Below are 22,432 nucleotides of genomic sequence, written 5' to 3'. Positions count from 1 at the left end.
TTTCAACGGTTTTATTATTTCATTTAAACAGTATATTAATACGTCTGTATGGATTTGTCAACTGTTAATTAGAAAAAGTCAGAAATTGCCTGTCCACCCGAAAGGAGCGGCGGCATGGTTTCGTTAAGCACATGACTGTTGTTTTTTCACTTCTCCTGGGTTATAATGGAGACAAGAGGTGGGCCTACCTGCCGGTCAGTTCATATGTCACATATGGATGGGAAAGGTGATAACCGAGTTTTTCCGCTAAAGCAACAGAACGTAAGTCATGGGCGTCCCAGCTTGGATATACATTTCGTGCCAGGCATTCAAGAATCAATTTGGCGCCGCAAACTGTCGCTAGTCCCTTGCCTCTATAATCGGGTCTGGTATCTATCTCTATTTCAATACCATTATTATAGACAGCATAGGGGGAAGCGCCTGCCACTAATTCACCATTGTGTAATATTGATACCCCAAATGCCCGGCGCTGATAGTCAGCATAATCTTTAAACTGAGAACATAAATCCACGGACCATGCTTCCTTTCGAGCTAATTCATATACTTCCCTGTCTATCATTCGAAGCTCATAACAATCATCCAGGGAACTAATGAAAGAAGCCAGTTTTGCAACATGGAAAACATCTGGTTCCTTTTTAATTGCATAGCGAAATATTTTGTTTACCCGTCCATCAAAATAATTCTCGATCAGTGCTTCCCAAGTTTCATCTTTCGGTATGAGCAGTTTTTCTCCTTCTATATCATGAAACAGGGCTGTATTTGGCTGGCCTGCGAAAAAGCAGAAGTCACCGGTTTCAATCATAGCAGATGCGGGATTTTTTTCATTATCTAAGATAATATTTCCCATATGTCCTTGCAAACAGGACCATATTAGAGCTTCGTCCCAATCATTAAACATAGCTGCAACATTGCTGTGCATTATCATCACCTTACTTTCTGATGAAAATTAATATAGATTATCTTTATATCAACTTCCATTGTTATCGAAAAATTATACTATATTAATTAACATCCATCCATACATTTCTTTTTTTTGCTTACAGCGGAATTTTACTTCTCGAAAATGAGAGTAAAATAGCCTTGTCTATTTGTCTGGGCGGATACAAAGATGGGATCATTTATTTCTTTAAGTCCCTGGAAGATATAGAAACCTTTGTGTATTCAACAAATTATAAGGATTAGGTGAGGACAATAAGAGACAAATTAATGGGTATGTGGGGGTATATTTTAACATATATTAGCGAGAATTCCCCCACCTCTAAGGTGGTGGGATGAATCGCTATAATCTCTTGCTACAAATCAATTTTTGTGATATAATATAATCAGTCGAATAGAATAAAAGGCTGGTGATACTATGGTTTTAGATAATAATGCTCATTCGGTATTTCTACTGCATTATCATTTGATATTAGTAGTAAAATATAGGCGTAGGGTTTTTGATAACCTTATATCATCTCGTGCGAAGGAGATTTTTGAGTACATCGCACCGAACTACCATATAACACTCATGGAATGGAATTATGATGCTGACCATATCCACATTTTATTTCGTGCCCATCCTAAAACTGAAATCAGTAAGTTCATCAATGCTTATAAAAGTGCCAGCAGCCGACTGATTAAGAAAGAGTTTCCGGAAATTCGTCAGAAATTGTGGAACGAATATTTCTGGAGTCAAAGCTTTTGTCTGATAACCGCTGGTGGAGCTCCCTTAACTGTCCTTAAGCAGTATATCGAAAGCCAGGGTGAGAAGAGTGAATAAAGCTTATAAATTCAGACTTTATCCTAATGCAGAACAAATGAATTTACTGACCAGGACCTTTGGCTGTGTCAGATTTATCTATAATAAAATGCTCGGTGATAAAATTGACTATTATCATGAGACAGGGAAAAAGCTGAGCAATACGCCTGCGCAGTATAAAGAAGAATTCCCATGGCTGAAAGAAGTAGACAGTCTGGCACTTGCCAATGCTCAGCTCCATTTACAAGCAGCATATCGTAATTTCTTTCGTTCTCCAAAATCAGGGTTTCCTAAGTTCAAAAGCAAACATCGACATCAGGACAGTTATACGACCAATAATCAAAGAGGCAGTATTCGTATGGAGGAGGGGCGTATCAAACTTCCAAAAATCGGATTTGTAAAGTTGAAACAGCATAGACCTGTACCAGAAAACTTTTGCGTTAAGTCCGCGACCATATCGAAAACCCCCACAGGAAAATATTTTGTCTCTGTCCTTTTTGAATACGAAGAAGTGATCCAGCCAGTAAAGGCAGAAAATGTTGTAGGACTGGATTTTTCCATGAAAGAGCTATTTGTTTCTTCTGATGGAGTGACTGCAGCATATCCCCGCTACTATCGTCAAAGCATGGAGCAGTTACAAAAGGAACAGAGAAGGTTATCGAAATGCCGGATCGGAAGTAAAAACCGTAATAAACAGCGAATCAGGGTAGCCAGATTGTATGAAAAGGTATCACATCAACGAAAAGACTTTTTACATAAGCTGTCAAGACAGATAACCAATGTCTACGATGCGGTGTGTATTGAGGACTTAAATATGCAGGGAATGTCCCAGAACTTGAATTTCGGAAGGAGCGTCCATGATAACGGCTGGGGAATATTCACTTCGTTACTAGGTTACAAACTGTCTGAGCAGGGGAAGAAACTGATAAAAATTGATAAATGGTATCCAAGCAGTAAAACCTGTTCTTGCTGTGGAAAAGTAAAAGAAGAATTATCTCTGTCGGAACGCACGTATCAATGTGAATGTGGTTTCGTCTGTGACAGAGATGTAAATGCTGCACGAAATATCAAGAAACAAGGAATATTAGTATTGGAATAAACGGCTAAAAAGAACCGTGGGGCACACGGGGATAGCTTGTTGATACTGTAACTGTTAGGTTACTTGAGCAAGAAGCCCTCACTTCTAGCATAAGCATTTAGTTGATCCCAAATGTGGTGCTAAGTGGTGGGAGTATGTCACTAATAGCGGGAATGATACTTGGAGTAAAAAAATCAACCGGTGCTACATGGGGAAATGTAATCAAATCTGAATTTTGGACAATAATTCTTGTGGTGATTATAGCTATTATAGCAGAAGAGGCTGTTAAATATTATAAAAGAAATAAATGATTTAAACGAGAAATGGCATAAAAGTAAAAATAATTCCTAGTAAAAATGTGATGAAAAATAATATGCTTATGAGAGCAAAATGTGATAAACTATAATCACTATTTATTATCGGAGGTTTGTCCATGAAAAGGTTGTTAATCGTAGTAGACATGCAAAAAGATTTTATCGACGGTTCCCTGGGAACTCCGGAGGCGGTGTCTATCGTCCCTAAGGTAAAAAGAAAAATAGAAGAATATCAGGCGGTAGGAGACGAGGTGATCTTCACCTTGGATACTCACGAAGAAAGTTATCTTAATTCCCAGGAGGGGAAAAAACTTCCGGTCGTTCATTGTGTCAGAGGAACAGCCGGTTGGGATCTTGATCATTCCTTAAAGGAATTTCAGGGAGTACGTTTTGAAAAAAACACCTTTGGAAGCGCAGTGCTTGGAGAATATGTAACAGAAAGAGAATATGAATCCATTGAATTGGTGGGGTTATGTACGGATATCTGTGTGATCTCCAATGCCCTGTTAGTCAAAGCTTTTCTTCCTGAAGTACCTGTGCTGGTGGACTCCTCCTGCTGTGCCGGAGTGACTGTAAAGAGCCATGAGAATGCGTTAGAGGCAATGAAGATGTGCCAAATCGAAGTTTTATAAAATCAATAAAATGCCGGGTTGAACTTATGTTCTCCCGGCATTTTTGTGCTCAGACATCACTGCATGACTGATTAATTTTATTTCATCAATCTCTCCAGATCCTGATAAAAGCCAGGATAAGAGATATTCACGCATTCGGCGCCTAAGATTTCTGTTTCCCCTTCTGCACAAAGCCCGGTCACTGCAAAGGTCATGGCGATCCGGTGATCTAACTTGCTGTCGATGACAGCACCGTGAAGAGGCTTTCCGCCTCTGATGATCATGCCATCCTCTGTTTCTTTAACATCGGCTCCCATGGCAGATAAATTCTTTACCATAACCTCAATACGGTTGGATTCCTTTACCTTTAATTCGGCCGCATCCTTTATCATTGTTTCGCCCTCCGCAAAGCAGGCCATGGCGGCGATCATGGGAAGCTCATCGATGAGGGTAGGGATGATGGCTCCACCGATTGTAATGCCGTGCAGAGAGCCGGATTTAACCAGAATATCCGCAGTAGGCTCCCCGGAATCTGTATTTACCTCTAAAAGAGTAATATCAGCTCCCATATCCCGGCAAACGTGAATGATCCCGTCCCGGCTTGGATTAATGCCTACCTGCTTTATCAGTATTTCCGAACCTGGGATCATCAGGCCTGCCGCTATAAAGTAAGCCGCAGAAGAGATATCCCCCGGAACAACAATTTTATTCCCGTAGAGCTCTTTAACGGGAGCGATGCAGGCGGTGGTTCCTTCTGTCTTAACATTAGCGCCAAAATACTTCAGCATGATTTCCGAATGGTTCCTGGATACATAAGGTTCCGTCACCTTTGTCTCGCCCTCTGCATACAGTCCGGCTAATAGGATACAGGACTTTATCTGGGCGGAAGCGACCGGGCTTGTATAATGGATTCCGTGAAGCTTTTTACCGGTTATGGAAAGAGGAGCGCAGCCATTATCCTTAACGCTCTTTATGTCAGCCCCCATGAAGGATAATGGCTCCATAATGCGCTTCATCGGCCGTTTCCTAATGGATTCGTCACCGGTTAAGGTCACGTCAAAATCCTGGGCGGCCAGAAGACCGGAGATCAGGCGGGTAGTGGTTCCGCTGTTCCCGCAGTCTAAGATCGTTTCCGGTTTTTTTAAGCCCCGGAGTCCGTTCCCGTGGACAATGACGGTGTCATGGTTGTTTTCAATCTGAATTCCCATTTTCTTAAAGCAGGAGATGGTGGATAAGCAGTCGGCTCCCTGGAGAAAGTGGCTGATTTCCGTAGTTCCTTTTGCAATAGAACCAAACATCACGCTTCGGTGAGAGATGGACTTGTCACCTGGTATGGTTATTTCACCCTTTAAAGGGGAGGCTTTTGTGAATTTCATAGGAATCCTCTCTTTTAATTAGAAATTAAATCATAGTGGTACCGTTCCAGCTGTTTCCATGCGTTATCCATGGTTTCTTTGTCATAAAATGCAATCCTTAAAGTCCCCTCTCCGTGCTCCCGGTTATGATTGATGCCGATGTTCTTAATGCTGATGCCCTTAGCGGCAAGGATGACGGATAAGGTGGAGATAGCGCCTACTTCGTCAGCCATATCCACCGTAAAGGAATAATCCGGGGCAATGAGGCCTGGTACCTTTTCTGAAAAGGAGTTGCGATAATCCCTGGAGGTTTCAAAAAGCTGATAAACAGACTGATTGTCATTTGCCTTAAGTTCACCCAGGATCTGATTTAAAGAGGCGATGTACCGTTCCAGAATCACGGAAAGATTCTGGCTGTTTGTCATACAGATCTGTTCCCACATTTCAGGAGAGGAAGAAGCGATTCTTGTAATGTCCTTAAAGCCCCCGGCGGCAAGCCGCTTCATAAGTCCTTCCTCATTATCGGAAGCCTTCACAAGGTTTACCAGACTGGAGGCTACGATATGGGGCAGATGACTGATTGCCGCAGTGATAAAATCATGTTCTCGATAATTTAGGACAAGGGGAATGGATCCGATCATGTTTGCAATCCGCACCAGACGGCTTACCTGTTCCTCAGTCGAAGCCTGGGTAGGAGTAATGATATAATAAGCATTTTCAAGCAAATGGTCGGTGGAGTTTTCGTATCCGGTCTTTTCCGAACCGGCCATTGGGTGGCCTCCCACGAACTTACTTTCCATGCCAAGACGGCTTACTTCCTCGTGAATATCCGTCTTGGTGCTTCCTACGTCGGTAATGATGGCTCCAGGCTTTAAGAAGGGTTTGATTTCTGACAAATACTTTGCGTTGTACTCCACAGGAGTACAGAGGAAGATGAGATCGCATTCCCGGAGTTCTTCTCCGATTCCATCTAAAAGGACATCAACGATCCCGTCTTCTTTTGCCTGCAAGAGCCTGGAACGAGTGCGCATGTAGGCCATGATTTTAGTATCTGGTTTTTCACGCTTGATCCCTCTGGCGATAGAGCCACCGATGAGACCAAGCCCGATAAAGGCAATGGTGGCATCGCTCATTAAGACGTCCTCCCCGCAAGTTTGGCGTAAGGCTTTAACTCTTCAATTAGATTCTCAAACTGCTCGAAGGTCAGAGACTGGGGACCGTCAGACAAGGCACAGGATGGACGTGGATGGACTTCCACGATCAGTCCATCAGCACCAACTGCTAAGGCAGCTTTGGAGATCGGCTCAATATAAGCTCGTACTCCGGTGGCGTGGCTTGGGTCAATGATGATGGGAAGATGGCTCTTTGCGCGGATAACCGGTACGGCACTGATATCCAGGGTATTTCTGGTAGCAGTTTCGAAGGTACGGATACCCCGTTCGCAAAGCACGATATTTGTGTTTCCTTCAGAAGCGATGTATTCTGCGGCATTCAGCCATTCATCAATGGTAGCTGATAAGCCTCTCTTTAACAGAACCGGAATGCCGGCCTTTCCTGCTTCTTTTAAAAGCTCAAAATTCTGCATATTCCGCGCACCGATCTGAATCATGTCCACATATTTTACGGATGTTTCAAGAGCCCGCAGGCTTGTAACTTCGCAGACGATGTTAAGCCCGGTGGCTTCCCTGGCTTCCTTCATGTATTTCAGCCCTTCCTCCTCAAGGCCCTGAAATGCATATGGAGAAGTTCTGGGCTTATAGGCTCCGCCGCGGAGGAACTGGGCGCCTGCTTTTTTAACTGCAAAAGCAGTTTCAAGAACCATATCGTGATTTTCAATGGCGCATGGACCTGCCATTATGGTGAGATGACCCGGGCCGATTTTTGCATTCCCAATGGTTATGACGGAATCTTCCGGATGAAATTTTTTATTCACCAGCTTGTAGGTTTCGGTCACGGCAACGATTTTGTCAACACCTTCGAACATCTCGATGTTTTTGCCCTGAAGTTTGGATTTATCTCCTACAACGCCTACTATGGTAACTTCCGTCCCTTTTGATAAATGGGCCTGAAGTCCGTTTGATTCGATTAAGTCTTTTATTTTACCAACAGCTTCCTCGGAAGCGTTAGGCTTCATAATAATGATCATGTCTTTTATGTCCTCTCTTTTGCAAATATATTCCCCATTGTAATCCATTGCAGGAAAGTTGTCAACGCTTTTACACGTTAAACTTTGACGCTTTAACGTAAATTATTAATTTAGAAAGGGTGTTAAGTATATTCAGTAAAGCAAAATAGTGGAATATTTAAAATCATTGTGTTAGAATAAAAACCATAACAGCAGAAGCAATAGTTTTTCCGCGTGTAATAAGCCTGCGGCCGGGCAGCGAGTCGCTGCCGGGATTATCATGGGGTAGGAAAAGGCCGTAATCTGCTGCGAGGTACTACCGCACATTGCATGTGCATGTGCCTGCGGCTTGTACATCTTCACACCTTACGGCATCATATTTGTATTGCTTCTGTTGTTTATTCAGAGCTAAGAATGAATTTTAGAATATAACTACGATGGAGGAGCCGATGTATCAGACAGATTTATGGAAATACTGCACGAAGGAGTATTGCAGGGACATGCTATTATCTTTCCGGCTTCTGGGGAATACCAGCTGGCCGGACCAGAAGGTAATGGCATGTCTTTATGCGTTCAGCAACCATACAGAACGCCATTACCGCACCGTCCGTATCCCAAAGAGAGACGGAAGGCAGCGGAGCCTCATGGTACCGGATTATATGCTGATGAGAATACAGAGGAATATCCTGCATCATATCCTTGATGGATATGAGGTCTCCAGCTGTGCCACTGCCTACCACAAAGGTGCAGGAGTGGTGTCCAATGCCAGGGAGCATACAGGAAAACATGTGGTGGTGAAGCTGGATATCAAAGACTTCTTCGGCAGCATTTCCTTTCCAATGGTTTTAAGGAGCGTTTTTCCCGTCCGGCATTTTCCTCCTGCAGTAGGAACCATGCTGACTGCCTTATGCTGCTGCAACGAGTTTCTGCCTCAGGGGGCACCTACTTCGCCTGCAGTTTCCAATCTGGTCATGAAGCATTTTGATGAATCCATAAACAAATGGTGCGGGAATAAAGGAATCTCCTATACCAGGTATTGTGACGATATGACGTTTTCCGGTGATTTTAACCCGGGCATGGTCATTCGGAAGGTTTCCAGCTTTTTAGATTCCATGGGGTTTGAACTAAATGAAGAAAAGACCAGGATTCTATACAGCAACGGAAGACAGGCGGTTACGGGAATCGTGGTCAATGAGAAACTGCAGGTCTCCGGGGATTACAGAAGGAAACTGCGGCAGGAAATTTTTTACTGTCAGAAATACGGAGTAAAGTCCCATCTGGAAAGGAGCGGAAATTCTGCGGGAATCCCGGAGAATCAGTATCTTCTTTCGCTTTTGGGAAGAATACAGTATATTCTTTTGGTAAATCCTGAAGATCAGTGGTTTAGAGAGGCGGAGCAGAAGCTATTGGCTGTACTTGGGAGGAAATCAGAATCATGGATGCAAATAAAAATATAACCCTATTGATTGCGGACGATGAGGCGGCGATCCGCAATGGGCTGTCTACGGTTGTGCCATGGGAACAGTTTGGCATAACCATTGTTGGCACTGCAGAAGATGGCAGGGAGGCTTACGAGATTATTAAGACCTGTAATCCGGACATTGTAATAACCGATATCCGTATGCCGGGCATGGATGGACTGCAGCTGATGGAACAGGTAAAAAAAGAAAAGCTGCAGACCAATTTTATTATTTTAAGCGGTTATGGCGATTTTAAATATGCGCAGAAGGCAATCCAATTGGGAGCTAAGAATTATTTTTTAAAGCCCATTAAGATTGATGAGCTGGTGACGGAGATCAGACAGCAGAAAGAGGAGATCCTCCAGTCCAACCATATCCATTCTTATTCTGCTTATTTAAATGTCAAGTCTGAGCCAAAAGAAAAGTTTTTAAAGAGACTGTTAAAGAACGAGTTTTATTCTTATGAAGAGATAGGGGATGAGATCAGGCGGCTGGAGCTTAAGTTGAATGACAGTCCTTTCCGGGTCATGGTTTTTTCCATCCAGGGGAAAGAGGACGGGGAACAAGAGGATGAGTTCCAGCAGATCAATTATCTGATGGATATTGTAAGCGAAGAACTTCAGGAAACAAGATATGAATTTCTTATCTCAAGCTCCAACGAGCTTTTGACCATCATTCATACTCTGCAACCGGGAGATCTGCCCGTGAATTACCATTTCCTTGCAATCCGCTGCTTAAAACGGGTGAACCGGGATTCCACTATGGACTTAACGATTGGAATCGGTAAGGAAGGAGCCACGCTTACGGACTGCTCCAATTCCTACAAAACAGCTCTTATGTGCCTGTCCTATAGCTTTTACGAGACGGATCATAAGATCTTTGATGAAAGCATTCTGTGCACCGCACCGCCGCCTGCAGCAGCGAATCAAATGGATTATAATAATCTGATGTATTCGATTACCATGAACCGGACGGAGCAAATACGGGAATTCTGCCGGGAGTATTTTTCCAAACTTCTTTATGTACCGATGCCCCCGCCCAACTATATCCGCGGGATGTGTATCTATCTGATCACGGACATTCAAAAGGAACTGGGAAGTGAGAAGGAATTTTCCCAGGCGGAAGTCATTCTTCCCATGAATACCATACGTACCTTTGAGGAACTGAAGGCCTATATGGAGGATTTTCTGGTAGCGTGTGCCGGAAAGCAGGGAGCCGGGGAGAACGGACCGAAGAACCAGATCATTCAGGCAGCGGAGTATTACATCAAATCCCATATGGGAGAAAAGATTCTGGCTAAGGACGTGGCAAGGCACGTAAACCTCAGTGATGTTTATTTTACCAGCTATTTTAAATTAAAAACGGGAGTCAATTTCAGGGATTATGTGATCCGAATCAAAATGGAGCACGCCAAAGGACTTATGGAGCGGAAGCCGGATATGCCGGTGGCAGAAGTGGCAGCTGCAATCGGCTACGATGATTACCGTTCCTTCTACCGGGTATTTAAACAGAACACAGGCGTCTCTCCATCGGATTACAACAGAAACAGCGGAAAACACTGTGATTTGGAAAGGCAGATATGATAAAACGGTTAAGAGAAACGGTTTTTAAATTTATTGGGGACAAGAAGATCGCATCCAAAATCCGGCTTTGTATGTTCAGCATCGATATCATGCTTACTATTTTTATCTGCATTTTTGCCAGAGGTTATTTTAATAAGCTCTATTACGGAGAAGTGGAAATGCAGATGCAGGATACCATGAATGTAATTTCGGAATCCTTAAATAACATGTATGATACCTTGCTTACCAATGTGATCAGCTTTGCTTCCACCCCTGCCATACAAAGAGTCGTTGTAAGCGGCCGGGATGAGAGCAACTATTTAAACCAGGAAGGGGTCCAGGTCCAGCTTATCAACCTTTTAAGCAGCAACAGTATGATTGAGTCGGTGTTTATGGTCAATAAGGATGGAACCTGCAATACAGTATATTCTTATGGGGTAAGACCGGAGAAAAGCCTGTCCGATTTCCTGGCTGATTATGGGACCATTGATGAAATCACCTGGCTTCCCAACTGCCAGAGCCCTTTTTTGCAGCAGCAGGACGTGATTCCCATTGTGATTCCCTTATCAACCCTGATCCCCGGTGATAATGTGGTGATCACCACTAAGGGAGAAGAAGTCGCCACCAGACTGGTGGTCTTGTTAAATCTGCAGAAATTTCAAAGCAGGCTGTCCTTATCCAATGCCAATTATTTTGAGCGCTCTTATTTTGTGGCAGATTCCAATGGGAATAACATCAGCCTTAAAAATCCCCAGTCCATGAGAATGGTGTTAGAAAGCCAGGATTTTATTCAGGGAGTGAAGGAAAATAATAAGGATACCCAGATCCGTAAGATTGCGGATTTAACGGACAATGTGGTTTATTCCCAAATGCTTCCGTTTTCGGATCTTCATCTGATCAGCGTGCTTTCAAAAGAATCTTTAAATAGAAAGATCGCGACAATGAATCAATTCATTGTATTAATGGGTGCCGCAGGCCTGATATTTTCCGTGGCATTTTCTGCTCTTTTGTCTAAGTTTATCACGTCACCTCTGGAACGTCTTATGGAGAGCATCCGGCAGATCCAGGAGAATCAATACGACGAGCCATATGAAACAAAGTACGATGATGAAATCGGACAGCTGAATGCGGCAGTCAATACCATGTACAGTACCATTCAGTCTCAAATCAGTCAGATCAAGGAAGATGAGCATGAAAAATATCAATTGGAGATACAGCTTCTGGCAGAACAGATTAATCCTCATTTGCTCTACAATACTCTGGAAGGCATCAACCTTGAGGTGCTGAACAACCACACGCTGGTGGCATCGTCCATGATCAATAATCTTGGGACCTTTATGCGGATCGGCTTGAACTACGGGGATGAGCTTATCATGATCAGGAATGAAATCGCCCATGTGGAAGCTTACATCAATATCATGAACCACAGGACCAATAAGTCTATTTCCTTCCAGTCCTATGTGGAGGAGGAGCTTAAGGAGTACCGGATTCTCAAATTGATTTTACAGCCCCTGGTGGAAAACTCCATTAAGCATGGCTTTCGGGATGAGAAGTGGGGAGAGGCAGTGTGCATTCCTTCCATTGATGTTCGTTTTTACCGGAAAGAGGACTGGATTTACATTGAAGTCACTGATAATGGCTGCGGCATTGATATAGATAAAGCCCGTGATACCATTTACCGGAATGAACCGGCAGGCGGCCAGCATATCGGGCTTCATAATGTTTATACAAGATTAAAAATCTATTACGGAGAGGTAGAGATGGATTTTCAGACCATTCCATATTACAGGAACAGTGTGGTGATCCGCATTCCCGGAAAACAAAATGCATAAGAGAGGTATCCCAAATGCCGGTTCGTGGCCTGCGGGATACCTTCTTTTATTTTTCATTCTGCTGCCTGCAGCGGTATAATGTTTAAAAGTGTTACATGAATCATGGAAAATGTCATGTCATATTAAAACGGAAATGGTTAAAATAGTAGCATCAAGACAAATGTATTATAAACGTTTGGAAAGGAGAAAGTTATGAAAAAAAGAGCTTTGAGTTTTATGATGGCAGGAGTCCTGGCTGCTGCATCACTTACGGGCTGTTCCGGTGGAGGAGGTACGGCTGGCACAACTGCAGCACAGAATCAGGCAGGAGGAGCAGCCGAATCTAAGGAGGGCACAAAAGGAGAAACCGTGATTAAGGTCTGGACCAATGACCGTCATGACTCCGAGTACGTAGATCAGAAGATCAGTGAATTTAATGAGACCAATGACAAGGGCATCAAGATCGAAATGACGGTGGTAACGGACGATTACGCCAATATGCTTTCCATGGCATATTCCTCCGGCACGGCTCCTGATATTGCAGGGATCAGTGCAGGCCAGAGCGGCTTTGATTTAAAGACCTTTGCAGATGCAAAAATCCTGGAGCCGTTAAATGATAGAATTACAGATGCTGATTATGAAAAGGTTACCGAGGCCAGCAAGCTTCAGTATGAAGGAATCGACATGATCGACGGCAATGTATACTGGATTCCCACAGGCATGAGAAGCGGTGTAAGAATGGAGTACAACAAGGCTCTGGTGGAAGCTGCGGGTGTTACCGAATTCCCGAATACCTTAGATGGTGTCATTGATCTGGCTAAGAAAGTAACGGAAAACGGCGGTGGGAAAAACTACGGTGTTGCCTTTACCTCAAGTGTTCCCTTCATCAGATGGATTGAAGGAACCTGTGAGACAAGCGGTATCTACCGTTACGACTATAAGAATGGCGAATTTAATTTTGACGGTTACAAACCGGTGATCGAAAAGAGCAATCAGTTCTTTAAAGATAACAGCGTTCTCCCAGGATCCGTATCCCAGGGCGTAGACGCTATGAGAGCACAGTTTGCGGAGGGTGCATTTGCTCTCTGGGGCAATGCATCTCAGGAAGCAGGCGTGTTTACTGATCAGTTCCCGGTTACCAAATTTGATTGGGGAGTATCCACCGTTCCGACTCTTGACGGAGAAGTAAAAGGTGCTTTAACCATTCAGCCTCAGAAGGGGTACATGATGCTTTCTTCTTCTAAGAACAAAGACGCCGCATGGGAAGTTATTAAGTTCTTCTCCAGCGAAGATTTCTTAAAGGGCTACTTAGAGGGCGGCTATTGCCTTCCGATCTCCGGCTATATGAGCAATGCGATTGATTCCTCTAAAACCGGCAGACTGGCTGATTTTAAATTACAGGATTACGAAAGCGTATATCCGGCAGTACCGGCTGTTGCTATCCAGGGTGATGATTATATCGCAACTCTTTGGAATGCGATCTTAGGCAATGTCAGTGCTGACGATGCAATCAAAGATTTAAACAAGAGATACAACGAGGCGCTTGACAATGATGTTAGCATGGGCAAGATTAAGAGACTTATCATCAAGGACTTTGACCCGATGCATCCAAATGCAGGAACCATTGAGTACTTAGACAAATAAGTGCAGAGAGCAGAGGGGCTGTTTTTAGATAAACTAAAAGCAGCCCCTGTTTTAAAGAAAGGTGAAACGACTCATGAAAGAAAAATTAAGCTTTGCGGAGCGACTGAAACGGGCAGGCAGCAGAGGAGATTTTGCTTCCGTTTTAATGCTGCTGCCGGCAGTGTTTTTGCTGGCGGTGATATCCATCTATCCTTTCTGCTGGCTTTTCCGATATATTTTCTATGATTACAACGGATTTACAGCTTACTATATAGGATTTAAAAACTTTACCAGAATGTTTCAGGATGCCATTTTCTGGCGCAGCGTCCTTCATACCTTTGAATATGCTGTGATGAAACTGGTCATCATCATACCCTTATCCCTGCTTCTGGCAGTTTTGCTGAATCAGAAGATCAAAGGAAGCGGAATCTTCCGAGGCATCTACTTTATGCCTACGGTCATAAGCTCCGCTGTATACAGCCTTATATTCGGCTTTATTTTTGCCGTTTACAACGGTGTACTGAATGCTTATTTACAGAAGCTTGGAATGATCCATTCTCCCATTGACTGGCTGGGCAGCGCCTCCATCGTTATGATTTCCATTATCATTGTGGCGGTATGGGGCGGATTCGGAAATTATATGATTCTGTTCATGTCTGGTCTTTCCAGTATTTCGGAAGAAATATACGAAAGCTGCAAGATGGACGGGGCAAATGGAGTACAGTCATTCTTTTATATCACCCTGCCCATGTTAAGCCCTGTGTTAAAAGTTATTTTAATGCTGGCCATTACTACGGCGCTGAAGGATTATGAATCGATCCTTGTACTTACCAACGGAGGACCGAACAGCAGATCAGAGGTAATGTTTACCTATATTTATAAGCTGATATTCGGTTCACAGACAACGCCCCAGATCGGTTATGCAACCGTACTCAGCATTATGGCGGCTCTTATTATCGGCGTGATCACAGCCGTTTACATGTACCTTGCAAGAAAACTGGATGATGTGGTTTAAGGAGGCAGATATGGAAAAGACACATACCGTATATTCAAAAAAGACAAAAGCAATGCGAAGCCTTCTGTTCCTGCTTCTCCTGGTTATTTCGCTGATCACCCTTTACCCGGTCATCTACATTATTCTGGGATCTTTTAAGGCGAATAATGAACTGCTTTTGGGAGGCACAGACATTCTGCCCAAAACATTTATCTTTGACAACTACAAGCAGGCATGGCAAAAGGCCAATTTCGCAGTCTATACTGTAAACAGCCTTATGATAAGCCTTGGTGTTATGGGATTATCCATTATGACAACGACCATGGCCGGATACGTATTCGCAAGAAAAAAATTCAAAGGAAAAGAATTATTGTACAGCATTTTTGTGGCCTTTATGTTTGTCAATGTGGGAAGCGTCAGCTTAAGACCGCTCTTTGAACTTGCCGTGAAGGTGAAAATGAATACCTCCCTTCTAAGTATTATCCTGATTTCCACTGGCATGGGACAGGCAACCTACATTTTCCTGGTACGTGGATTTATGAATACCATCTCTAAGGAACTTGATGAAGCGGCTAAATTAGATGGCTGTACTTTTTTCCAGATTTATTATAAAATAATACTACCACTTTTAAAACCGGTTATCGCGACCATTGGACTTCTTTCGTTCCGTACCGGCTGGAATGAATACATTATGCCGCTGGTATTCACCATGTCCAACGACAAGCTCCGTCCTCTGACTGTAGGTGTTGTCATGTTAAAGAACAGCGGAGACGGAACGGCTGCATGGAACTTAATGTTTGCAGGCTCTACGATTTCGATCATACCGATCATAGTCATTTATATGTGCACCAGCCGCTACTTCATGAGCGGATTGACTGCTGGTGCGGTAAAGGGATAAGAAGATGGAAAAATTACATTTAAACAGATCGGGCTTTCTTACCAATTACCTGGTATCCGGCCCAAGAGAAACGGATTTTATCAATCATGAAACTGATGACAACCAGCTGCGCTATGAGAAATACTTAAGATCATTGGTGGCAGACAAACGCATGACATTTCCGGAAGAGCCTGTGGCTTTGGGAGAAACCAGCCGTCTTGGTATGCCCTGGAGATATTATTACCACTATGGAAACTGGTTTGTAGATGAAAGCACCTTTTATTCCACGCTTCAGAAGGTGGAGCTTGATGCGGTTACCGGAATCATGGTTGATAGGGATTTGACGGTAAAGGCTGTTGTATGGTCTTATTCTGCAGTGGATGTCTGGTGCAATGGGGAGCCTGTGTGCCATATGGACCCACCGGTTTACAAACCCATCCGGAAGGAAACCATGAAACTTCAATTAAAGAAAGGCGCCAACCAGATCTACGTAAGCCTTCAGACTCTGGGTGTCCGGGATACCAGAACCTTATTCGGAATCCAGATCCTTAATCATACGGCTGATATCACCGTTGTTTTGCCGGATGAGGAAAAGACCGATGAACTGGTCCGCACGGAGAACTGGCTTGGTTCCCTCGGCATACAGGATTCTGTCATGACCTATGAAGGAAATGCTCCCCATGGTACATGGCTTTCCTATGACAGCCAGAGCCCTGATTTTGCTCAAGTGGAAAGCCGTAAGGAGTGGCAGGAGATCAGCGGCAGGGATAAGGTGATCCTGGACGAAGAAAAACCCGGGGTGATTTTAGTAAGCGTTAAGAAAGAACATGCCGTTCTCACCAGAAAAGTGGAGAATATTCTGGCCCAGAAGCCGGTGTATTCAGAAGGAAAAAGCTTTGAGGAAAACAGGGATGCCATTTTCCGCAGGATAGGGAATGCGGAAAGCTTATCAAGGGGAGACAAGTTTGGCTTTTCCATCTCCAATATCCTCGCCAGGAAAGCCCTTGGCATGGAAAACGGAAAGGACATGGACCTTCTTTATGAGACCCTTGACCAGATTGAAAGCCGTTATGACTGTTCTGATTTCCTTGTGTGCGGCCTCATTCGGTATTTGAAAAATTATCCGGTCGATGAAAGTATGTCAAAACGGGCCAAGGAGGTTCTCCTTAACTGGAGGTACTGGATGGATCAGAAAGGTTCCGATGCCATGTGCTTCTGGAGCGAGAATCATTCCCTGATGTTCTATACCTGTGCCATGAATGCAGGGGAAATGTATCCGGATGATTACTTTCCACGAGCGGATATGACCGGAAGGGAGCTTTCTAAAGCTGGCAGGGCCAAGGTGGAATGTTGGCTGGAGGACGTAGAAGAACACGGCTTTGAAGAATTCTTAAGTACCGTTTATATGTGCGTCACCTTTGCTGCTCTGCTAAATGTCATTGACTATTCGGAGCCGGAGATCTCTGCGCGCGCAGTAAAAATTACGGACCGTCTTTTAGAAATGCTTTGCCGCCACACCTATGATGGAGTAATTATCGCTCCTATGGGACGTGTGTACCGGGAAGTGGTCCATCCCTTTGAACAGGGGGCCCAGGCACTGATGAATCTGATCAACCCAAAAGTTCCTTATTCCTTCGGCGAAGGCTGGCTGGGCTTTTATGCCAGCAGCAGATACCGGCTGCCCACGGGATTGGAACAGCTTATGGAAGAACCGGCTGATGAAAGTTATTCTACGGGAAATGCCCTGATTGCTTTGAAAAAGACCCCGGAATACTGTATGACGTCGGTTCAGTCCCCAAGAATGGATCCGGGATTTAACCGCTGGAAGAATTTATCTCTGGACCCGGAAGCAGATCCTTCGACCTGTGAATACACCAAGTCCCTTAATGAAAGATTCCACGGAACCACCTGCTTTGAACCGGGAGTATACGGTTACCAGCAGCACATGTGGTATGCTGCGCTTGATAAGGAGACGGATCTGTTCACCAACCATCCGGGAGGGACTTGTGACTCCAGTTCCATGAGGCCGGGCTTCTGGTATGGAAACGGAGTGATGCCGGCTCTGGCACAAAAGGGAAATCTTTTGGGAGCGGTTTACCACATTCCAGGGGAGCATCCCATACATTTTACCCATGCCTATTTCCCTGCTCCCAAATTCCAGGAAACAAGGATCCGGGAACATTGGCTTTTGGGCAGGCAGAACAATGGGTTTGCCGCTCTTTGGTGCAGCGGCGTGATGGAACCCGTTGATGACCAGTTATTTGATTGTGAATACAGAACCTATGGAGATGACATGGCATACTTCTGCGTATGCGGCAGCAGCCATGACTTTCAGTCCCTGGATGAGTTTGCGGTTTATGCGGAAAGTTACCGGCCGGAATTTAATGAAAAGGACCGTACACTGACAGCAGGCGGCTTAATAGTGAGGTTTATGGAAAACCATGATAAAACACAGTATATTTAGTGAAGATACTCAAAAGGCGGTTGCTTCTGCATCCGCCGTTTTCCGCAGTTATCCCTTTTTTATGAACAATTACATATGGTGCAGGGAGCTTCTGTTAAAAAGGAAAGATCCGGAAGAGGCTGCAGAGGCGGTAGCGCTTGGTATACAGCATGCAAAACTGCTTAATCTGGATGCCGAACTGCTTCCGGTTGTTTATTTAGACTGGATGATGCCGGAGGTATATGAGGAATCTCAGAATCATGGGATTCCGGAGCGGGTTTTTCTGGAATCCATGAAGGATATTGAAATCTGGATTAAGGTCTACCGGAAATATCATGAGGGCAAGGTAGGCCTTGATCAGATTGAGTGGGTGTTCCGGTCCATTTCAGGAGATGTGCGGAGGTTCGGAAGTCTGCAGTTTGAGGAAGTAACATATGAATTTCCCTTCCTGATTTTTAAAAACAGGCAGACCGGCGAATACAGAGCATTGGCATGTCCTGGACTTAAGGTGGATCAGGAAGGCTATTTCTCAGGAACCAATGGAAGAGGTATTAACAGGGAGTCTGAGACATACTTAAACGTTCTGGATCGATCAGTGACCGGTTTTTCACCGGATCTTAAACAGGGAGTGCTTAATATGGAGAACCCGGTGACTCTTTCCCTGTCGGACTGGGAGCTTCAGCTGGCGCCGGGAGAACAGGCGGTAGCAGTCCATATTCCGGAAGGGGCGGATCTTTCACCCGATAGCATTGATTCCGCTCTGGAGACGGCAAAAGATTATTATACAGGAAGTCTTTTAGTCTGTGACAGTTGGCTTCTGGATCCTCATCTTGAGGCTATACTGCCGGAAAAAAGCCGGATCATAAGCTTTATGGAGCGTTTTTACAAAATGCCCATAAAGGTAGAACGGCCACAGATTCTGGAACGGGTTATGGGGTTTGATTGTTCTATGGAGAAACTGGAAAAATACCCATGCAGCACCTCGCTGCAAATCACGTTAAAAAAATATCTTCTTGAAGGAAAGGAGATGTTTACCACAGCAGGCTTTCTGCCGTGGAAATGAACCATATATGGAGGAGGGCATCATGAAAGGTTATTATGCAGGATTGGATATTGGCGGAACCAATGGACGGCTTAAAATTTGCGGCTCAGCTGGAGAGATACTTGGGGAATTTACAGCACCGGGCTGCAGCCTTAATACGGATGGAGCGGAGAAAAGCCGGCTTCGATACCGGGATCTGGTACTCCCGGCTCTTCTAGAATTAAACCTGGAACCGGGCTGCTGTCAGGGAATCTGTGTTGCGGCCAGCGGGATTGACTCTCCGTCTGATGAGCAAGTTTGCAGGTCAAGCTTTGAAGAGATGGGATTTCCCCATGAAAAACTTCTGGTGTTAAATGACTGTGAGGTTTTTCTTCACATGACAGAGGATCCGGCTTTGGTAGTCATATCAGGAACCGGTTCGGTATGTTTTGGGAGAGATGGTAATGGAAGCATCTATCGGACCGGCGGCTGGAATCACATCATTAGTGATGAGGGAAGCGGGTTTGATATGGGGCTTAAAACTTTAAAAGCGGTAGGAGATGATCTGTCCGGCCGAATCAAATGTCCTGTTCTTACACCTCTGATTATAAAGGAAACAGGGCTTGACACATTGGAAAAAATAGACGATTTTATCAATGCCAATCTTATGGAAAAGTCTGAGATCGCCAGATTATCCCTGTTTGCATATCAGGCGGCGGTTCTTGGGGATCATGAAGCGATTCGCATACACTGGGAATGTGGGGAAGCCTTGTGGGGGCTAATTTGGGATACGAAAACCAAGATGGCTGCTGCAGATAAGTTAAGTCTCTGGCTCTGGGGCAGTGTTCTGGTTAAAAATGATATAATCCGGGGTATGGTGGAAGAGAAGGTCCGGGAAGGACTGCCAGGCACTAAGATCGGAATACCTGAGATGAGTGCGCTGGATACAGCTCTTAAAGTGGCCAGATCATAGGAAACGGAAAGAAGAATTTTATTAATCGGATTGAAAGAGACAGGTTTCACTGAATCTGGAAAAACGGTGTCGGGATTTGTGTCCTGACACCGTTTTTTTATAGCTTGCGCGCGGCGGTCTGCCGCGATCCTATTAAGTCCTGCCGTTATCAATCAAAACAGGGAAAATGCTAAAAACAAGGAAGACATCAAAGAAGCCACCAGAGAAACCACTGTTATCTGGGTATTGATGGACGGGCCGGCCGTATCCTTAAAGGGATCGCCTACCGTATCTCCGACTACAGCTGCCTTATGGGCTTCGCTTCCTTTTCCTCCGTTTCCTCCGGCCTCAATGTATTTCTTCGCATTATCCCATAGCCCTCCGGAATTGCTCATAAACAGGGCAAGCAGGAGACCGCTGATAATGTTGCCTGCAAGGTATCCTCCTACGGCTTCAACGCCGCCTACAAACCCAACCACAATGGTCACAACAATGCTGACAAGTCCGGCAGGAATCAGTTCCTTTAATGCACCATCGGTAGCAATATCAATGCATTTGTCATATTCCGGCACCACTCCCGGCTTGCCTTCTTTCAGTCCCTTGATTTCCCTGAACTGACGGTGGATTTCAGACACCATTCTCTGTGCGTTGCGGTCTACTCCAAGCATCAGCATAGCAGAGAAGATAGCTGGAACGGAAGCCCCCACCAGCATTCCGAAAAATACCGTGGGATTGATAATATCAAATCCGGTAAGTACGGTAGTACCGGCAGCATCGTTTACCTCACTCATAAATGCGCCAAGCAGGGAGATAATAGTTAATCCAGCCGCCGCTATGGCAAATCCTTTTGTTACCGCTTTTACTGTATTTCCAGCACTATCAAGGGAGTCTGTGATTTCAAGTGCTTCATCTCCCAGATCGCCCATCTCCACAAGCCCTCTGGCGTTATCGGCAATTGGGCCATACGCATCATTGGAGATGATCATACCGACGATGGAAAGCATTCCGACTGCGGCCATAGATATTCCAAACATTCCTGCAGTAGGATCTTCAGGAGCGATGGAAGCACAAAGATTATAGGAAATCATGGCAGAAATACCAATTCCCACCATGGCAGGCAGTACACTTAAAAAACCATAGGAAACACCGGAAAGAATGGTGAATGCAGGCCCTGACTCAGAGGCCTTTGCAACATTACGAACAGGTTTTTTATTATCATTTGTAAAGTAATCACTGGTAATTCCAATGATGACACCAACAAATAAGCCGATAGCCGTTGCTCCCCAGATACGCCAATCAAACTGAAATACGATTGTTGCCCCGGCAGTAAGTACGGCAAATATGCCCGTGGTAATATAGGTGCTCATATTAAGAGCCATGGTAGGATCGCCCTTTTTTCCCATACGGGCTGCCATAACTCCTATGATGGAAGATAAAAGTCCCAGAGAAGCATAGCAGAATACCATAGCAGCATAGTCGACTCCTATTTTTTTACCCAGAGCAATGGCCATAACCAAGGCGGATACTGTGGAGGCCACGTTAGAATCAAACAGGTCTGCGCCCATTCCGGCGACATCTCCTACATTATCCCCCACATTATCGGCAATTACCGCCGGATTTCTGGGATCATCCTCAGGGATCCCAAGTTCAACCTTCCCTACAAGGTCCGCACTGATATCCGCAGTCTTTGTAAAAATACCGCCGCCTGCCTTGGCAAATAAAGCTAAGGAACTGGCACCAAAGCTAAAGCCCAATAGTGCAACGGAATCTCCGCTAATCAACATAACAAGAGTTACTCCTAAAAGTGAACTTCCCACGACTGCCATACCCATAACTGCACCGCCACGGAAGGCCGACAGAAAAGAAGGCTTTAAACCGCCCCTCTGAGCCGCTTCAGCAGTCTTTATGTTTGCTATGGTAGCTACCTGGATTCCTATTTTGCCTGCGATGGCAGAAAAAACAGTTCCGCATAGGTAGGCCAGAACAATGGTAAGGTTATGTAAAACCGAGCCTCCGCTCCAGATCGGAGCCGGAAGAAACAGAAAAATCAGAAGTGCCGCTCCCGCACAAAACTTTGATAAAACAATATATTCTTTTTTTAAAAATGTATTTGCCCCCTGTCTGATATAGCTTCCAACCTCTTTCACCCGTTGATTTGAAGATGGCTGTGCAGATACCCAGCGGTACAACCACACTGCAAAAGCAAACGCAAAAATAGAAACAAGAATGGAAATGATTAGAAATAAGCTTAAATTACCCATAACACCATTAACCCCCTACTTTCTTAAGTTTTTTAAGATTTGCTATTATATCATTGTATATTTTATCACGATTTTCGTATATTTCAACTTGGTTGATGTTAAGATTGCATAAATTTTTATCATTTTTTGTCGTAGTAACCGCTTCTTTTATTGAATTGAGATTTGCGTAAAAAATATTTGTGCAAATTGCACCTTCTGCTTGCAATT

18 protein-coding genes and 1 other annotated feature (1 of these 19 cut by a window edge) are annotated in these 22,432 nt (G+C 44.5%); of the genes, 13 read left to right on the top strand and 5 right to left on the bottom strand.

The window, feature by feature from the left end:
• Positions 1 to 15, bottom strand: a binding site (T-box leader); it reaches 231 nt to the left of the window's first position.
• A 169-nt stretch (positions 16 to 184) separates the two neighbouring features.
• Entirely contained in the window at positions 185 to 898 is a 714-nt protein-coding gene (locus ACHZES_RS05070) for a GNAT family N-acetyltransferase (protein ID WP_404820333.1), read from the bottom strand.
• Positions 899 to 1,354: 456 nt separating this feature from the next.
• Between ACHZES_RS05070 and tnpA the strand changes: the two genes are divergently transcribed.
• The 4 genes from tnpA (at position 1,355) to ACHZES_RS05050 (ending at position 3,762) form a co-directional block, all read left to right on the top strand.
• Complete coding sequence (gene tnpA / locus ACHZES_RS05065; RefSeq protein WP_404820332.1) at positions 1,355 to 1,759, top strand: IS200/IS605 family transposase; 405 nt, start codon at positions 1,355 to 1,357, stop codon at positions 1,757 to 1,759.
• Positions 1,752 to 2,837, top strand: coding sequence for an RNA-guided endonuclease TnpB family protein (locus ACHZES_RS05060; protein ID WP_404820331.1), 1,086 nt, complete (start codon positions 1,752 to 1,754; stop codon positions 2,835 to 2,837). Before tnpA ends, ACHZES_RS05060 begins: the two co-directional genes overlap by 8 nt.
• 134 nt (positions 2,838 to 2,971) lie before the next feature.
• On the top strand, positions 2,972 to 3,127 hold the full coding sequence (locus tag ACHZES_RS05055) for a hypothetical protein (protein WP_395547701.1): 156 nt from the start codon (positions 2,972 to 2,974) through the stop codon (positions 3,125 to 3,127).
• Positions 3,128 to 3,249: 122 nt separating this feature from the next.
• Positions 3,250 to 3,762 (top strand): cysteine hydrolase family protein, encoded by a 513-nt coding sequence (locus ACHZES_RS05050; RefSeq protein WP_089994848.1) that lies wholly within the window; start codon positions 3,250 to 3,252, stop codon positions 3,760 to 3,762.
• Between the two features lie 77 nt (positions 3,763 to 3,839).
• Here ACHZES_RS05050 and aroA read toward each other — a convergent pair whose 3' ends face one another.
• From aroA to aroF, 3 genes are read right to left on the bottom strand one after another with little or no spacing between them, the layout of a single operon-like run.
• Positions 3,840 to 5,117 carry a 3-phosphoshikimate 1-carboxyvinyltransferase gene (gene aroA, locus ACHZES_RS05045; RefSeq protein WP_395547702.1) on the bottom strand — a complete coding sequence of 426 codons (1,278 nt, stop codon included), beginning with the start codon at positions 5,115 to 5,117 and terminating at the stop codon, positions 3,840 to 3,842.
• A gap of 14 nt (positions 5,118 to 5,131) precedes the next feature.
• Complete coding sequence (locus tag ACHZES_RS05040; protein WP_038282487.1) at positions 5,132 to 6,229, bottom strand: prephenate dehydrogenase; 1,098 nt, start codon at positions 6,227 to 6,229, stop codon at positions 5,132 to 5,134.
• A complete protein-coding gene (gene aroF, locus ACHZES_RS05035) occupies positions 6,229 to 7,242 on the bottom strand; it encodes a 3-deoxy-7-phosphoheptulonate synthase (protein WP_154524498.1) in 1,014 nt (337 codons plus the stop codon). The genes ACHZES_RS05040 and aroF overlap by 1 nt, the downstream gene beginning before the upstream one ends.
• 428 nt (positions 7,243 to 7,670) lie before the next feature.
• Here aroF and ACHZES_RS05030 point away from each other — a divergent pair, with 428 nt between their 5' ends.
• The 9 genes from ACHZES_RS05030 to ACHZES_RS04990 all read left to right on the top strand — a co-directional run bounded on the left by ACHZES_RS05030 (position 7,671) and on the right by ACHZES_RS04990 (position 19,985).
• Positions 7,671 to 8,678, top strand: coding sequence for a reverse transcriptase family protein (locus ACHZES_RS05030; RefSeq protein ID WP_395547703.1), 1,008 nt, complete (start codon positions 7,671 to 7,673; stop codon positions 8,676 to 8,678).
• Complete coding sequence (locus ACHZES_RS05025) at positions 8,657 to 10,264, top strand: response regulator (RefSeq protein WP_089994862.1); 1,608 nt, start codon at positions 8,657 to 8,659, stop codon at positions 10,262 to 10,264. The genes ACHZES_RS05030 and ACHZES_RS05025 overlap by 22 nt, the downstream gene beginning before the upstream one ends.
• Positions 10,261 to 12,075 carry a sensor histidine kinase gene (locus ACHZES_RS05020; protein WP_395547705.1) on the top strand — a complete coding sequence of 605 codons (1,815 nt, stop codon included), beginning with the start codon at positions 10,261 to 10,263 and terminating at the stop codon, positions 12,073 to 12,075. The genes ACHZES_RS05025 and ACHZES_RS05020 overlap by 4 nt, the downstream gene beginning before the upstream one ends.
• Before the next feature lie 192 nt (positions 12,076 to 12,267).
• A complete protein-coding gene (locus ACHZES_RS05015) occupies positions 12,268 to 13,698 on the top strand; it encodes an ABC transporter substrate-binding protein (RefSeq protein WP_154524492.1) in 1,431 nt (476 codons plus the stop codon).
• Between the two features lie 73 nt (positions 13,699 to 13,771).
• A complete protein-coding gene (locus ACHZES_RS05010; RefSeq protein WP_038282477.1) occupies positions 13,772 to 14,692 on the top strand; it encodes a carbohydrate ABC transporter permease in 921 nt (306 codons plus the stop codon).
• A gap of 10 nt (positions 14,693 to 14,702) precedes the next feature.
• Positions 14,703 to 15,569: a carbohydrate ABC transporter permease gene (locus ACHZES_RS05005; protein WP_395547706.1), complete on the top strand. Its 867-nt coding sequence runs from the start codon at positions 14,703 to 14,705 to the stop codon at positions 15,567 to 15,569.
• 4 nt (positions 15,570 to 15,573) lie between these two features.
• Positions 15,574 to 18,012: a hypothetical protein gene (locus tag ACHZES_RS05000; protein ID WP_395547707.1), complete on the top strand. Its 2,439-nt coding sequence runs from the start codon at positions 15,574 to 15,576 to the stop codon at positions 18,010 to 18,012.
• 61 nt (positions 18,013 to 18,073) lie between these two features.
• Positions 18,074 to 19,054: an acyltransferase domain-containing protein gene (locus tag ACHZES_RS04995; protein ID WP_404820330.1), complete on the top strand. Its 981-nt coding sequence runs from the start codon at positions 18,074 to 18,076 to the stop codon at positions 19,052 to 19,054.
• A gap of 22 nt (positions 19,055 to 19,076) precedes the next feature.
• Positions 19,077 to 19,985: an N-acetylglucosamine kinase gene (locus ACHZES_RS04990; RefSeq protein WP_395547709.1), complete on the top strand. Its 909-nt coding sequence runs from the start codon at positions 19,077 to 19,079 to the stop codon at positions 19,983 to 19,985.
• Between the two features lie 152 nt (positions 19,986 to 20,137).
• Here the strand turns inward: ACHZES_RS04990 and ACHZES_RS04985 are convergent, their stop codons facing one another.
• On the bottom strand, positions 20,138 to 22,225 hold the full coding sequence (locus ACHZES_RS04985) for a sodium-translocating pyrophosphatase (RefSeq protein ID WP_154524484.1): 2,088 nt from the start codon (positions 22,223 to 22,225) through the stop codon (positions 20,138 to 20,140).
• Positions 22,226 to 22,432: the final 207 nt, after the last annotated feature.

The organism is Lacrimispora sanguinis, assembly GCF_044987295.1.
Lineage (GTDB): Bacteria > Bacillota > Clostridia > Lachnospirales > Lachnospiraceae > Lacrimispora > Lacrimispora celerecrescens_B.
This window is presented reverse-complemented; position numbering and strand designations above follow the sequence as displayed.